The organism is Streptomyces sp. SID3212, assembly GCF_009865405.1.
Lineage (GTDB): Bacteria > Actinomycetota > Actinomycetes > Streptomycetales > Streptomycetaceae > Streptomyces.
On the sequence record NZ_WWJY01000722.1, the window covers coordinates 1 to 14,188 of the forward strand.

The following is a 14,188-nucleotide window of genomic DNA, read 5'->3' on the forward strand; positions in this document are numbered from 1 at the left end:
GGCCGCGGCCGACGGCCGGGGCCTCGGAGCGGGCGGCGGCGCGGGCCATCAGGACCGCGGTGATCGCGGCGAGTTCCTCGGGGTCGGCCTGACCCTTCTCGACACGCAGCAGGGAATCGTTGGTGGGCTCACTCATGGAGTCGGTCTCCGTCTTCTACTGCGAGGGCTACTGCGGGGGTTCTACTGCGAGGGCTACTACTGCGGGGGGTTGCCGTGCTTGCGCGACGGCAGGTCGGCGTGCTTCGTGCGGAGCATCGCGAGGGCGCTCGCGAGCACCTCGCGGGTCTCCGCCGGGTCGATGACGTCGTCGACCAGGCCGCGCTCCGCGGCGTAGTAGGGATGCATCAGCTCCGCCTTGTACTCCTTGACCATGCGCGCGCGCATGGCCTCGGGGTCCTCGGCCTCGGCGATCTGCTTGCGGAAGATGACGTTGGCGGCACCCTCGGCGCCCATCACCGCGATCTCGTTGGTGGGCCAGGCGTAGGTCAGGTCGGCGCCGATGGACTGGGAGTCCATGACGATGTAAGCACCGCCGTACGCCTTGCGCAGGATGAGGGAGATCCGCGGCACGGTCGCGTTGCAGTACGCGTACAGCAGCTTGGCGCCGTGCCGGATGATCCCGCCGTGCTCCTGGTCGACGCCGGGCAGGAAGCCCGGTACGTCCAGGAGGGTGACGATCGGGATGTTGAAGGCGTCACACATCTGGACGAATCGCGCGGCCTTTTCCGACGCCTCGATGTCCAGGACCCCGGCGAGGGACTGGGGCTGGTTGGCGACGATGCCGACCACCTGTCCGTCGATCCGGGCGAGCGCGCAGATGATGTTGCGGGCCCAGCGCTCGTGGATCTCCAGGAAGTCGCCGTCGTCGACGAGTTCCTCGATCACCTTGTGCATGTCGTACGGGCGGTTGCCGTCGGCGGGGACCAGGTCCAGCAGGACGTCGGACCGGCGGTCCGCCGGGTCCTCGGAGTCGACCGTCGGCGGGTTCTCGCGGTTGTTCTGCGGGAGCATCGACAGGAGGTAGCGCACCTCGGCGATGCAGGTCTCCTCGTCGTCGTACGCGAAGTGCGCGACGCCGGAGGTCTCGGCGTGCACGTCGGCGCCGCCGAGGCCGTTCTGGGTGATCTCCTCACCCGTGACGGCCTTCACCACGTCCGGGCCCGTGATGAACATCTGCGAGGTCTCGCGGACCATGAAGACGAAGTCCGTGAGGGCGGGGCTGTAGGCGGCGCCGCCCGCGCACGGGCCGAGCATCACGCTGATCTGCGGGATGACGCCGGACGCGCGGGTGTTGCGCTGGAAGATGCCGCCGTAGCCGGCGAGCGCGGAGACGCCCTCCTGGATACGGGCGCCCGCGCCGTCGTTCAGGGAGACCAGCGGGGCACCGGCCGAGATGGCCATGTCCATGATCTTGTGGATCTTGGTGGCGTGGGCCTCGCCCAGCGCGCCGCCGAAGATCCGGAAGTCGTGCGCGTACACGAAGACCGTACGGCCGTCGACCGTGCCCCAGCCGGTGATCACACCGTCCGTGTACGGCTTCTTCGCCTCCAGGCCGAATCCGGTCGCCCGGTGCCTGCGCAGCTGCTCGACCTCTTTGAACGATCCCTCGTCGAGCAGCAGGTCGATCCGCTCACGCGCGGTCAGCTTACCCTTGGCGTGCTGGGCCTCGGTGGCCCGGTCGCTCGGCCCCCGGCGGGCCTGCTCGCGCAGGGCGTGCAGTTCGGCCACCCGGCCACGGGCGTCGGCGGGCTCGCTCGGCTTCTCGTCCACTACGGTCATGTTCCAACCCTACGAACACCGAGGGGCAAATGGCTCCGTAGACTCCACACAGTCTCCTGCCCCGATTCCTGGTGGAGCTGGACAGAACGCGACCCGAATGGGCGCGACCTCATAGCTCGGAACACCTAGTACTTGTAGGGTTTCCATAGATGTCGGCGAAGAGTCATCACGGCTCTCCACGCAGAGTGACCTCGCAGCGGTGGCTGCCGCCGCGTGTCCCCGGGGTGATCCGCAGCCGTACGCTACGCCCCGCCGCGAGCACCTCCACGGACGGGTCGGCCGCCACCACCCGCCGTACCGGCCGGTCCCAGACGACCTCCACCGGCCGCCCGGAGCGTACCGGCTCACTGAGATGGATCGTGGCGGTACGTCCCCGCTCCCGCACGAGCACGCTCGCGGGGGCGGTCACGGTGAGCGGGCCCGCCGTACCGGCCCGCCAGAAGTTCGCGGCCGTCAGGCCGAGGGAGCGGACCGCCACGGCGTGGACGTCGCCGGTGTGGGCGAGGAGCGCCAGCCAGTGGGGGTCGGCGGCGCGGGCCGCGACGGTACGGCGGGAGGCGCCCGGCATCAGGAGGTAGAGGTACGACGCCGCGACGGGGTCGGTGCCGTGGTCGAGCCAGAGCGTGCGGTAGCGGCGGGTGCGCCGCTCGGTGGTGCTGGTGGTGTTGATGTCGTGCCAGGAGCCGGTGCGGGCCTCTTCGAGGGTCCGGAGGGTGCCGGGGGCCGCGCCGCCGGGGAAGACCCAGCCGCCGTGGCCGGTGAGGTGGGCCCAGCGGGGGCGGGGGGCGGGGTCGAGGGTGAAGGAGTGCCGCCCTGATGCGGTCCCGGCCTCCCCCAGGTTGCGGTTGTCGACCACCGTCTCCACGGGGACGCCGTCGGTGCTGGTGATGGCGGCGCCGAGGCAGACGACGGCGTCGGCGGCGAAGATCCAGGACGTGTGGGCCTCCAGCGTGGAGCCGAGGCCCTTGAGGTGCTGTCCTACGGAGGCGAACTCCCCGTCGGTGGAGCCGCCGACCCAGCGGACGGCGGGCCGGGGCGCGCCCCATTCGCCGCCGGCCCGGTCGGGGAGGCGGCGGGTGGAGACGGTGGTGCCGGGGAGCCGGTAGGGGTCGACGGTGGGCCAGAACCAGTCGGTGTACTGGTCGTTGAGGCGGCGGGCGGCGTCGGGCCGGTGGCCTTTGTCCGACTCATCCGATCCGGGGGTCCACCAGTAGAGCATTCCGGCGCCGGTGTGCCAGCCGCGCGGGTTCTCGCCGTTGCCGCATTCGTAGGAGGCGATGCGTTCGGAGGCCATGGCGAGGTTGGCGGTCCAGCCGGGGCGGCGGTGGACGGCCCGGTCCATCCCGGGGAAGAGGGTGTGGCCGACCGGTTCGGGGGCGGCGGGGACGTGCGCGTCCGCGAGGGCGTGCAGCCGGGCGAGGTCGGCGACGTCGAACTGCGGGGCCGTGAGGATCGGGGAGGGGCTGCCGGGGGCGGCGGAGCGTTCGATCCAGCCTTTGGCCCGCGCGGTCCAGCGGGTGCGTTCTGCGGGGCTCGCGACGGTCATGAGGAGCGGGATCGCCGCGATGAGGGCTTGGCCGTGGAAGTGGTCGCTCCGCAGGACGCCGAGGTCGTCGTCCCTGAGGTGGCCGCGGCTGACGGCCCGGCCACTGACGCTGTCCATCATCAGACCGTCCAGGATCAGCGGCGCGAAGGCCCGCTCCACGCTGTCGAGGACGATCTGCCGGTTCGGGTCGGTGACGGCCCAGGGGGATCCGTCGAGGAGGGTGAAGAGCCGGCCGAGTCCGTCGAGCAGGACCTGGCCGTATGTACCGGAGTAGGCGACCCACGTGTGCTGGACGAACGAGCCATCGGCGTGGAGGCCGTCGCCCTTGGTGACGTACGGGAAGACGGGCGAGAGGGCGTCCCTGGCGAGGGCGATCTTCGCGGGCACCCGGCCGAGGATGCCGCGCAGCGCGACCGAGCGGCAGAGGTCGACGCGGTTGGCGCCGGTGCTGATGCCGGAGTACTCGGTGAGGAGGGTGTCGGGGACGAAGTGGTCGACGGCGGCGAAGGCGGCGTCGCGGCGCGCGGCGCCGAGGTGGTCGTACAGCACGGCGACGGTGTCGAGGAGGTGTCGGGGGCTGCCGATGCGCCACTCCCACCAGTTGCCGTACGGCGTGGTGCCGGGGTGATAGACGGTCGCGGCGAGGTGGTCGAGCCCGCGCAGGACGGCGGCGAGGAGGGCGGGGTCGCCGGTGAGGCCGGTGCGGGGGCGGGCGTAGGCCTCGGCCATGGTGAGGAGCCGGCCGTAGCCGGCGGTGATGCCGGCGGGCGGGTCGAAGGGGTGGTCGGGCCAGAGGGAGGTGGGGGTGGGGGCGATGCTCTTCTGGTGCTGGGCGGCGCGGGTGCCGGTGCGGGTGAGGCGGGAGGCGTAGGGCTCCTGGTTCGCGTCGTACGCGGTGCCGAGGTGGAGGGCGGCCCAGCGGTGCCGGAGGCTGTCCAGAGGGTCGGGGGCGGTTGCGTGCGCGGGGTGCGCGAGGGTGGTGGCGGTGGCCGCGAGGAGCTGGCGCCGGCCCCAGGTCATACGTACCTCCCGTACGCGCCCGTCTTGTCCTCAATCGCCGGACGGGCTTGGGTGGGGGCCGAGGTCCGTTCGGATTGTCCCCCGACCCACACCCCCAGCAAGCCGGACCACGCCGGGCAAAATCAGCCCGTCCGGCGCTTGAGGACAAGGCGTTCGGACTAGCAACCGCCGCAGTTGTAGAACGTCACGTCCCAGTGGTTGCCCTCGTCCGCGTAGATGTTCCCCGACCCCGCCTGCCACTGCGGGTAGCCGTCCCCGCGCACGCCGATGTACGTGAACGTGTTCTTGACGTAGTTCGTCAGGCACGTCGACTTGCCGAAGTCGAGCTTGTAGCCGTTCCAGTGCGAGTACGTACCGCTCGCGTGGCCCGTCTCCGTGCCGCCCGTGATGTTCAGCGCGCAGCCCGTCGCGCTCCGCAGGGTCTGCGCGCCCTGTGCGGTCGCCTGGTTGAGCTGGTCGAACGACGTACACGTCGCGTTGTTGCGGTTCGAGCAGCCGCCGGACGACGACCACGTGATGCCGCGTGAGCTGAACATCGACGTCGCCGTCGCGTGGGAGATCTTCGTGGCCGCCTGGGCCTCCGACGTGGCGGTGAGGACGCCGAAGCCGGGGGCCAGGAGCGCGCCCAGGACGAGCGCGAACGCGCTGAGGACGGAGCGGAGCTTCATGGGGGGATTCCTCCTGCTGGTGACGATGATGTCGGGCCGGTGGGACGGCTGGGCAGGCGGTGCGGGTGGCGCAGGGCGATCCTGCCCGACATCTACGCGCGTCCGCCAGAGGGCGTGGGGAGCGGGCCCGTGAAGGGGTCGTGGAGGCCTCGGGTAAAGGAGTTCCCTCGATCGAGGGACATAGTTGAAATCCGAACCAGACAGGTCTATGGTTGCGCTCGTCCGGCATTCATTGAATGTTGAACTACTGCACCGCCTACCTATCTACTCACAGGAGATCGACATGGCACTCTTCGGCCGCAAGAGCGACGGCACCACCGCCACCCGCGAGATCGACCCCGCCCTGGTCGCCCTGACCGGCACGTACGCCATCGACCCGAGCCACAGCAAGATCGGCTTCTCGGTGCGCCACGCGATGGTCACCAACGTCCACGGCGCCTTCACCGAGTTCGAGGGCTCCTTGGAGCTGAACGGCACCGACCCCGCCCACTCCACCGCCTCGATCGTCGTCACGATCGCCAGCGTGGACACGGGCGCGCCCGACCGCGACGGCCACCTCCTCACGGGTGACTTCTTCGACGCCGAGCAGTTCCCGAAGATGACCTTCACGTCCACCTCGGCCGAGGAGCTGGGCGGCGAGTCCTACCGCATCAACGGCGACCTCACCATCAAGGACGTCACGAAGCCGCTCTCCATCGACCTGGAGTTCAACGGCGCGGCCACCGACGCCTACGGCAACGAGCGGGTCGGCTTCGAGGGTGGCGCCACCATCCTGCGCTCCGACTGGGGCCTGACCTGGAACGCGGCGCTGGAGGCCGGCGGCGTGGTCGTCTCCGACAAGGTCAAGCTGCTCTTCGACATCAGCGCGATCAAGAAGGCCCCCGAGGCCGTCTGACCCGTCGTGCCCCCCGGGGCGAGGACACGCGCCGGTACGCGACCGGCGGGGGCGAGGCACCAGCCTCGGTACGGCCCTGCTCCCAGCAGGATCCAGCCGGATCCAGCAGCCGGGAGCTAGAAGCCGCCCCCGCCGTCGAACCCGCCGCCACCGCCCCCGTCCCCTCCCCCGCCGAACCCGCCACCCCCGAAGTCACCCGGGTCGAAGTCCGAGCCCGAGGTGTCCCCGCCGTCGAACCCGGTGTACTCGCCGCCGCCGTAGTCGGCGGCGTAGCCCGGTGAGGCGATGGCCGCGCCGAGCAGCGTGCCGGCCAGCAGTCCCGGCAGCAGCCCGCCGCCGAAGTACCCCCCGGCCCAGGGCCCGTACGCGGGCCCGGCCTCGTAATAGGGGCGCGGGCCCTGTTCCGTACCGACCGTACGAACCTCCGGGTCCTCCCCGTCCGCCAGCCGCGCCGCGTCCGCCGCGCAGACGGGGACCTCCCTGACCACCCCGCCCTGCGGGGCCCACCGCGCGTCGGCCACCGAAGGCCCGTGCCGCGGGTCGAAGAAACACGGCGAACGGCGCTCCGGCAGCGGGGCGCCCTTTCTGCGCGCGTCCAGCATCGCCAGGTGGTAGCGGCCGTCCTCCAGCGCCTCGGTCACCTCGCGCACGTCCTCCGGCGCCCGCGCCGACCCCATGAGGGACTTCGCCTTCTCGTACGCGTCGAGGGACCGCTCGTAGTCCGTACGCATCGACTCGTCCGCGCCCCGCTCCGCCGGGTGGAAGTCCAGCCGGTCCAGCTCCTCGCCGAACGCCGTGATGTCCTCGTCCACGACGACCCGGAGCTTCTCCAGGGCCTCCTGCCGCTTCTCGTCCCGCCGGCGGCGGTTCCGGCTCGTGACGGCGTACGCCGCCCCGCCGCCCACCACCACGAGCCCGCCGAGCGCGATCAGTCCTTCCTTCCCGTCGTTGCCGTCCCCGTTGCCGCTGGAGCCCCAGGAGTCGGGGGCGTGGCCGCGCGTCTGCGGCAGGGCCTGGTCGACGAAGTTGTTCAGCTCGGTCACGGCGTCCGGGGAGCCGACCTTGACCGCGGCGGTGAGGTTCCGTACCGCGCGCTCCGACAGCACGGACGGGTCGGCGCCCGCGTTGAAGCCGTCGCCCAGGCGGATGGCGTAGAGGCCGGTCACGCCCGTCTCGGCGCGGATCGTACGGAGCACGCTGTCGGGCGGGAACTGCGCGTTCTGCGGCAGGACGGCCACGAAGAGGGGCTTGTCCGCGTCCCGGATCTTCTTCGCCAGGGCGTCGGCCTGCGGCAGCGACAGCTGGCCGGTGGCGCGGGGGTCCACGTACACCGGGTTCTTCCTGAGGGCGTCCGCGGCGGTCCCGGGGCCGGTGGCGGCCTCGGCCGGTGGCGTGACGGGGGCCGCCGTGAGGGCGGCGGCCGAGGCGAGCAGCAACCCGGACAGTGCGGTGAAGAGCCTGGTCCTCATGGATCGAAGTTACCCGAATCACACCAAAGTGGTGCCTACAGCAACAAAGAGGAAGGCGCCTACAGCGACAAAGGGGCGGGCGGCTACAGCGGCCAAGGGGGTCAGGCGCCCGGCAAAGGGAGAGGCACCCGAGCCCGCCGGCTCGGGTGCCTCGTACCTGGGGGTTTCGCGCCCGGTCAGGCGGCCTTGTACGCCGCCGTCAGCTTCGCCACCGCACCGGACAGGTCACCGGTGAGCAGCAGGTGGTCCGCATCGGCGAAGGGCTTCGCCGACGCGGCCGTCACGGACTGGCCGATCTTCTGCTGGACGAGGAGTCTGGCCTGGCCGACCAGTTCCCTGCCCTGCGCCGACCTGCCCAGCCCGGCCTTCTGGAGGATATTCGCCGCGAGTCCGATCGCGGCGAGCGTGGCCTGGCCGCCCTTGGGGGGCGCCGTGAGGGTCGTCAGACCCCAGCCGTACGGGTACTGCGGGTCGTACGACGCGTCACCGACGTTGATCGGCAGCGACTCGACCGACTTCGGCCAGGTCAGCGGGAGCTGACCGGTGAAGGCCCGCTTGCCGTAGAGGACGTCGGCGACGCCGTCGCCCTCCGTGCCCGGCAGCCAGGACGCCACGAGCGCGTCGATGTCGCCGAGCTGGTCGCCGATGAGCTGCGGGCGGCCGGCGACGACGAGGACGGCGCACTTCATGGCCGCGCAGACCGTGTCGACGGCCTTCTTGTCCTCGGCGCTCAGCGCCAGGTCGTGGCCGTTGCCGACGTCACCGATGCCTTCCGCGTACGGCTTCTCGCCGACGACGACCACGCCGACGTCGTAGCCGGCCGTGGGCTCGGTGGCGGTCTTGGAGTAGGTGAGGGTGGCGTCCGGGGCCGCCTTCCTCATGCCCTCCAGGATGGTGGTACCCGTGGTGGTCTTCCCCGAGGCGCCCTGCCAGCTGATGGTCCAGCCGCCCGCCTGGTTGCCGAGGTCGTCGGCGTTGGAGCCGGCCACGTACACCTTCTGCGACGGCTTGAGCGGCAGGACCGCGCCGTCGTTCTTCAGCAGCACCTGGGACTCGGCGGCGGCCTGGCGGGCCACCGCGCGGTGGGCGGCCGAACCGATCTCCGCCTGGTGGGTGGTGTCGGCGTACGGCTTCTCGAAGAGGCCCAGCCGGAACTTCTGCTCCAGGATGCGGGAGACGGCGTCGTCGATCCTGGCCTGGGTGATCCGGCCGGCCGTGACCTCCGCCTGGAGGGTCTGGGTGAAGTCCTTGTAGCGGGTCGGGACCATGATCATGTCGAGCCCGGCGTTGACGGACGTACGGACGTCGCTCGCGTAGTCGCCGGGGATCTGGTCGATCGCCTGCCAGTCGCTGATGACGAAGCCCTTGAAGCCCATCTTGTCCTTGAGCTCACCGTTGATCATCGCGCCGTCGGCGTGCATCTTGACCGGCGCCAGGTTGTCGTCGGTGATGTCCAGCGAGGAGTACGAGGGCATGACCGTGCCCACGCCCCGCTTCACGGCGTCCTTGAACGGCGCGAGGTGGACCTCTTCCAGTTCCTTGCGGGTGACCTTGGTGACGCCCTGGTCCACGGTGTACGAGCCGGTCGTGGACGAGCCGTACTCGGTGCCGCCGTCGCCGACGAAGTGCTTGGCCGTGGCCAGCACCTTGTCGTTGCGGTCCAGGTCACTGCCGGAGGCCGAACCCTGCATGCCGTTGACGACGGTGTCCAGGGAGGTCACCAGGGCGGGGTCCTCGCCGAAGGTCTCGTACGTACGGCCCCAGCGCTCGTCCCTGCCGACACAGACGCAGGGCGCGAAGTCCCACGGGATGCCGGTGGCCCGCACCTCCTTCGCCGTGACCGCGCCGGTCTTCTCCGCCAGCGCCGGGTCACGGGTCGCCCCGAGGCCGATGTTGTGCGGCATGATCGTCGCGCCGACGACGTTGTTGTGGCCGTGCACCGCGTCCACGCCGTAGATCAGCGGGATCTGGTAGCGGGTGGCCTGCGCCCTCAGCTGGAAGGCGTCGATCATCTTCGACCAGGCGGCCGGGGTGTTGGGCGTCGGCACGGAGCCGCCGCCGGAGAGCAGCGAGCCGAGGTCGTACGCGGCGATGTCGCCCTGGGCCGTGAGCGCGTTGCGCTCGGCCTGGGTCATCTGGCCGGCCTTCTCGGCGAGGGACATCCGGGAGACCAGGTCGGAGACCCGCTTCTTCACGGGGAGCTTCGTGTCGAGGTACGGCAGGCCGTGCGCGTCCACGACGACCGTCGGGTTCTCGACCGGGGCCTTGGCGCCGGTGACGGTGAGCTTCAGCGGTACGGTCTCCGCGCTCTCACCGGCCCGGTCCTTGAGCGTCGGTATCTCGACGGTCCGCGAGGTGCCCGAGGCGCTGCCGGCCGGGAAGGTGACCGTACCGGAGACGGGGGTGTAGTCCTTGCCCGCCTCGGCGGTGCCGCCCTCGGTGGTGTAGTCGACGGTCACGGGCTCGTCGACGGGGACGGAGCCGGTCGTGGCGACGGAGACCTTCACCTGAGCGGTGGCGCCCTCCTTGACCGGGTACACCGCCGCGTCGGTGACGACGCTCGCCTTGAGGCTCGGGTCGGCCTTGCCGTACAACTCCACGCCGTCCAGGGCGAACCGCCCGGGGGCGCCGGTGGGCATGGTGAAGGCGTAGCCCCACATCTCGGTCAGGCCGAGGACGTGGTCGATGCCGCCGACGGGCTGGTAGTCGGTGCGGTACTGGAAGTCCGCGAAGGGGATCTCGACCAGGTGCCACCCCTCCCAGTCGTCGGTGAAGGACGTGTTCCAGAGCTCGGAGGCCTCGCCGTTGGCGCCGCCGTCCTTGATCTCGAAGGCGATCTTCTTGCCGGATCCGGGCGGCAGCGGCGCGGTGTTCTGGCCGTACCACCAGAAGCGGATGCCCCGGTGCGCCGACCAGTCGTGCGACGGCTTGTCGAACGCGAAGTCGTGGCTGAACCCGCCGTACCCGCTGACGTTGTAGGAGCCTTCGAGGACCTTGGCGCCCTCGGGGGCGTCCGCCCGGTCCGCGATGCTCAGCGTCGGCGGGTCGTCGGCGTCCCCGCCCCAGGTGAAGATGCCTTCCGCGGGTGGGTTCGCGAACGGGATCTCGCCCTCGAAGCGGTCGACGGCGACGGGGGCCGGGTCGTCCGCCGCGGTGGCGGACGACGCGGTGCCGGCGAGGGGCAGCAGCCCCGCCAGGACGGCCGCCGCGAGCAGCGCCGCCGTCCTGGTGCCCGGTCTCGGTCTGACACGTGTGCCTTGCATGGTGCTCCTTGTGTCCCTGGTGCCCCCCGGTGACTCTGGTGTCACCGGGGGCGTAGCGGACCGGTCGGCGCCGGGAAGGGGTGTCACCCCTTCCCGGCGCCGGTCGGCCTTACTTCTGTTCGACCCGCACCCAGTCCACCTCGGCCTTGATCCCGCCTTGCGCGACGCGGTCCACGCTCGACTGCGGGAGGCCCCAGTAGGGCTGGGTGACCTTGTTCCAGCCGGCCGGATAGGCGCCGCCCAGAGCGAGGTTGAGGATCACGTACTGGTTGTGGTCGAAGACCCACTTGCCGCGGGTCGATTCCAGCTTCTGCCGGGAGGTCTCCTGCACCACACGGTCGTCGACGGTGAAGCGCATGCCCTCCGGCTGCCACTCGACGGCGTACGTGTGCCACTGGTCGACGCGGCCCCCTCCCGGGAAGGTCTGGGTCTTGCCGATGTTGCCGTCGGCCGAGTAACCGGGCCCGTGCAGCGCGGTGCTGGTCCAGTCGCCGTAGCCGATGTTCTCCATGATGTCGGTCTCACCCGAACCGGGCCAGGAGACGGACGGGTTGTCCACGTCACTTCCGAGCAGCCAGAACGCCGGCCAGAAGCCGTCCCCGACGGGGAGCTTCAGACGGGCACTCACCTTGCCGTAGGTGAAGTCGAACTTGGTGTTGGTGTCGATGCGGCCCGACGTGAAGTCGTAGGTCCCGCCGCCCGGGACGGTCGTGCAGCCCTTGCAGTACTTGGACTCCAGGACCAGAGTGCCGTTCTCCGTGCGGATGTTGTTGGCCGAGTCCACGTACGCCTGGGACTCGCCGTTGACCGAGCCCATCTCCTGGCCGGTGCGCACCACGCGCCACTTGTTGCGGTCGAGCCCGGAGCCGGTGAAGTCGTCGAAGAACGTGGTGCGGTAGGCGCCCGTGGAGTTCTTCGGGAGGGCCGGGTAGGCGGCGTTGGCGCTGCCGCCGGTCCCCCACACCTGGAACTCGTAGAGGGAGTAGCCGAATTGGGCGGTGGCGGGTGCCGGGTTGTAGAACGAGCGGCGCTCCTTGCCCAGCATCCGTACGTAGCGGCCGGTCGCCGGGGTCGGGAGGTTGACGGTGTCGCGCCGGCCGGCCGCCTCCCCCGGGGCCTTGATGTCGGCGCGGCGGGCGGCGACGTCGGCGGCCGAGGGCCGGTAGACGGTGCGCCAGGTGCGGTTGTCGTCGGAGACCTGGAGTTCGTAGTCGACGGCGTAGGCCGCCTCCCAGTACAGGTCGACCGCTTCGATCCGGGACGAGGCGCCCAGGTCGACCCCGACCCAGCGGTCCACGTTCCAGTCGCTGGCCCAGCGGGTCTGGTCGCCCTTGAGGTCGGCCGGCCAGCCGCCGTCGGTCACGTAGGCCGGTGAATTGCCCGCGTACTGGTAGAGGTTGCCGTACGCGGGGTGGTTCAGGGCGAGGTTGGTACGGGTGGTGGAGGCGGGCGCCACCTCACCTCCGTACACCTGGAAGGAGAAGAGGGAGTAGCCCCAGGCCGTGGCCCGCTGGACGCCGCGCAGCCGGACGTACCGGCCGGTGACCTCCTGGGGGTAGGTGTGGGCGGTGACGGTGCCGCCGGTGCCGTCGGTCTCGGTGTAGAAGTTGGTCCAGTTGGTGCCGTCCTTGGAGACTTCGAGGACGTACTGCTTGCCGTACGCGGCCTCCCATTCGAGCTTGACCTGGTTGATGCGCAGCGAGCTGCCCAGGTCGACCTGGATCCAGGCGTTGTCGGCGAAGTTGCTGCCCCAGCGGGTCGCGGCGTTGCCGTCGAAGGCCTTGCCGGGGCCGACGTCGGGGTTCTCGCTGCCCGAGGAGGTGACCCGGGCCGGGCTGATCGCGTAGGAGGCGGCGGCCTGGTCGGCGTTCCAGGGCGCGGCGGCCACCGCGGCGGCCTTGGCGGGGACCGCCCCGGACGCGGGCGGGGGCGCGGCGAACGCGAGCGGTGCGGAGAGGGCCACCAGTGCGGCGGTGGTGGCGAGGAGTGTGGTGCGCGAGGGCATCGTTGCCTCCGGGGTGGGGGGAGTGCGGGTGGGTGCGGTGCGTGCTACCGCCGGGCGGCCCGGGTGCGGCCGATCGTGTCGCGGTACCACTTGGCGCTGTCCTTGAGGGTCCTGACCTGGGTGTCGTAGTCGACGCGGACGATGCCGAAGCGCTTGTCGTAGCCGTACGCCCACTCGAAGTTGTCCATCAGCGACCAGGCGAAGTAGCCGCGTACGTCGGCCCCCGCCTCCCGGGCCGCGGCGACGGCCTCGATGTGGTCGGCGAGGAACGCGGTGCGGTCGGCGTCCGGGACGGAACCGTCGGCGGCCACCACGTCGTCGAACGCGGCGCCGTTCTCGGTGATCACCGTCGGTACGGCGTACTCCCGCTGGAGGCGCAGGAGCAGATCGGTCAGTTCGGTCGGGGTGATCTCCCAGTCCATGGCGGTACGGGGCAGATCACGGGGGACGCCACGGGTGACGGGCAGCCCGTCGGCGCCCACCGGGGACCCCTCCTCGGTGACTCCGGAGAAGAGGGTGCCCCGGTAGAAGTTGACCCCGAGGATGTCGATCGGGGTGGAGATGGTCTTCAGGTCGCCGTCCTGGACGGGGATCTCGACGCCGCGCGCCGCCAGGTCGGCGACGATGTCCTCGGGGTAGTGGCCGTGGACGAGCGGGTCGAGGTACAGGCGGCTGCCGAGGCCGTCGGCGCGGCGGCACGCCTCGGCGTCGGCCTCGCTGTCCGTCTCGGGGGTGGCGGTGCCGAGGTTGAGGGTGATGCCCAGCTCCAGCGGCCGGTCCCCGGCGGCGTCCCGGATCCGCCGGGCGGCGAGCCCGTGGCCGAGGAGCAGGTGGTGGACGGCGTGGATGGCGTCGCCGAAGTCGGTGCGGCCGGGGGCGTGCAGGCCCAGGTCGTACCCGAGCATCGCCGAGCACCAGGGCTCGTTGAGCGTGGTCCAGTGCTCGACCCGGTCGCCGAGGGCGTCGTACGCGAGGGCCGCGTAGTCGGCGAAGCGGTAGGCGGTGTCGCGGGCCGGCCAGCCGCCCGCGTCCTCCAGCTCCTGCGGGAGGTCCCAGTGGTAGAGCGTGATCCACGGGGTGATGTCCCGGTCCCGCAGTTCGTCGACCAGGCGCTTGTAGAAGTCCAGGCCCTTGGCGTTGGCCGGTCCCGTACCGCCGGGCTGGATGCGCGGCCAGGCCAGCGAGAAGCGGTACGTGTCGACCCCGAGACCCGCGATCAGCTCCACGTCCTGCGGCATCCGGTGGTAGTGGTCGCAGGCCACGTCGCCGTGTTCCCCTCCGGCGACCGCCCCCGGCACCCGGCAGAAGGTGTCCCAGATCGAGGGGGTCCTGCCGTCGTCGGCAGCCGCTCCCTCGATCTGGTAGGCGGAGGTGGCGACGCCCCAGCGGAAGTCCGCGGGGAGGCCGGGGATCGCCACGGCGGGGCGGGTCAGGCCCTGGGGGGTGAGGGCGTTCATGGGTCTCCTGGGTCAGGGGAAAGCACACGAGTGCGGGCGGGTGGGCGGAGGCGGCCGGGACGGGTCCGGCGGTACGGGGTGCTCAG

Annotated in this window: 9 protein-coding genes; 1 reads left to right on the forward strand and 8 read right to left on the reverse strand. The window is 71.2% G+C overall.

The window, feature by feature from the left end; genetic code table 11:
- The 4 genes from GT042_RS21740 to GT042_RS21755 all read right to left on the reverse strand — a co-directional run.
- The coding region (locus GT042_RS21740) for an acyl-CoA carboxylase subunit epsilon (RefSeq protein ID WP_161310401.1) at nt 1-136 on the reverse strand (136 nt) is incomplete at its 3' end.
- A 59-nt stretch (nt 137-195) separates the two neighbouring features.
- On the reverse strand, nt 196-1,779 hold the full coding sequence (locus GT042_RS21745; protein WP_161310402.1) for an acyl-CoA carboxylase subunit beta: 1,584 nt from the start codon (nt 1,777-1,779) through the stop codon (nt 196-198).
- A gap of 166 nt (nt 1,780-1,945) precedes the next feature.
- The gene (locus tag GT042_RS21750; protein ID WP_161310403.1) at nt 1,946-4,345 is read right to left on the reverse strand and encodes a polysaccharide lyase 8 family protein; all 2,400 of its coding nucleotides are present in this window, start codon (nt 4,343-4,345) and stop codon (nt 1,946-1,948) included.
- A 158-nt stretch (nt 4,346-4,503) separates the two neighbouring features.
- A complete protein-coding gene (locus GT042_RS21755) occupies nt 4,504-5,013 on the reverse strand; it encodes a hypothetical protein (protein WP_161310404.1) in 510 nt (169 codons plus the stop codon).
- A 283-nt stretch (nt 5,014-5,296) separates the two neighbouring features.
- On the opposite strand from GT042_RS21755, the gene GT042_RS21760 reads away from it, so the two are divergent.
- Nucleotides 5,297-5,908, forward strand: a complete 612-nt coding sequence (locus GT042_RS21760) for a YceI family protein (protein WP_161310405.1) — start codon at nt 5,297-5,299, stop codon at nt 5,906-5,908.
- A 116-nt stretch (nt 5,909-6,024) separates the two neighbouring features.
- On the opposite strand, the gene GT042_RS21765 is transcribed toward GT042_RS21760, so the two are convergent.
- The 4 genes from GT042_RS21765 to GT042_RS21780 form a co-directional block, all read right to left on the reverse strand.
- A complete protein-coding gene (locus GT042_RS21765) occupies nt 6,025-7,377 on the reverse strand; it encodes a hypothetical protein (protein ID WP_161310406.1) in 1,353 nt (450 codons plus the stop codon).
- A gap of 176 nt (nt 7,378-7,553) precedes the next feature.
- Nucleotides 7,554-10,640, reverse strand: coding sequence for a glycoside hydrolase family 3 N-terminal domain-containing protein (locus GT042_RS21770; RefSeq protein ID WP_161310407.1), 3,087 nt, complete (start codon nt 10,638-10,640; stop codon nt 7,554-7,556).
- Between the two features lie 109 nt (nt 10,641-10,749).
- On the reverse strand, nt 10,750-12,645 hold the full coding sequence (locus GT042_RS21775; protein WP_161310408.1) for a discoidin domain-containing protein: 1,896 nt from the start codon (nt 12,643-12,645) through the stop codon (nt 10,750-10,752).
- Between the two features lie 44 nt (nt 12,646-12,689).
- Nucleotides 12,690-14,102, reverse strand: coding sequence for a GH1 family beta-glucosidase (locus GT042_RS21780; RefSeq protein ID WP_161310409.1), 1,413 nt, complete (start codon nt 14,100-14,102; stop codon nt 12,690-12,692).
- Nucleotides 14,103-14,188: the final 86 nt, after the last annotated feature.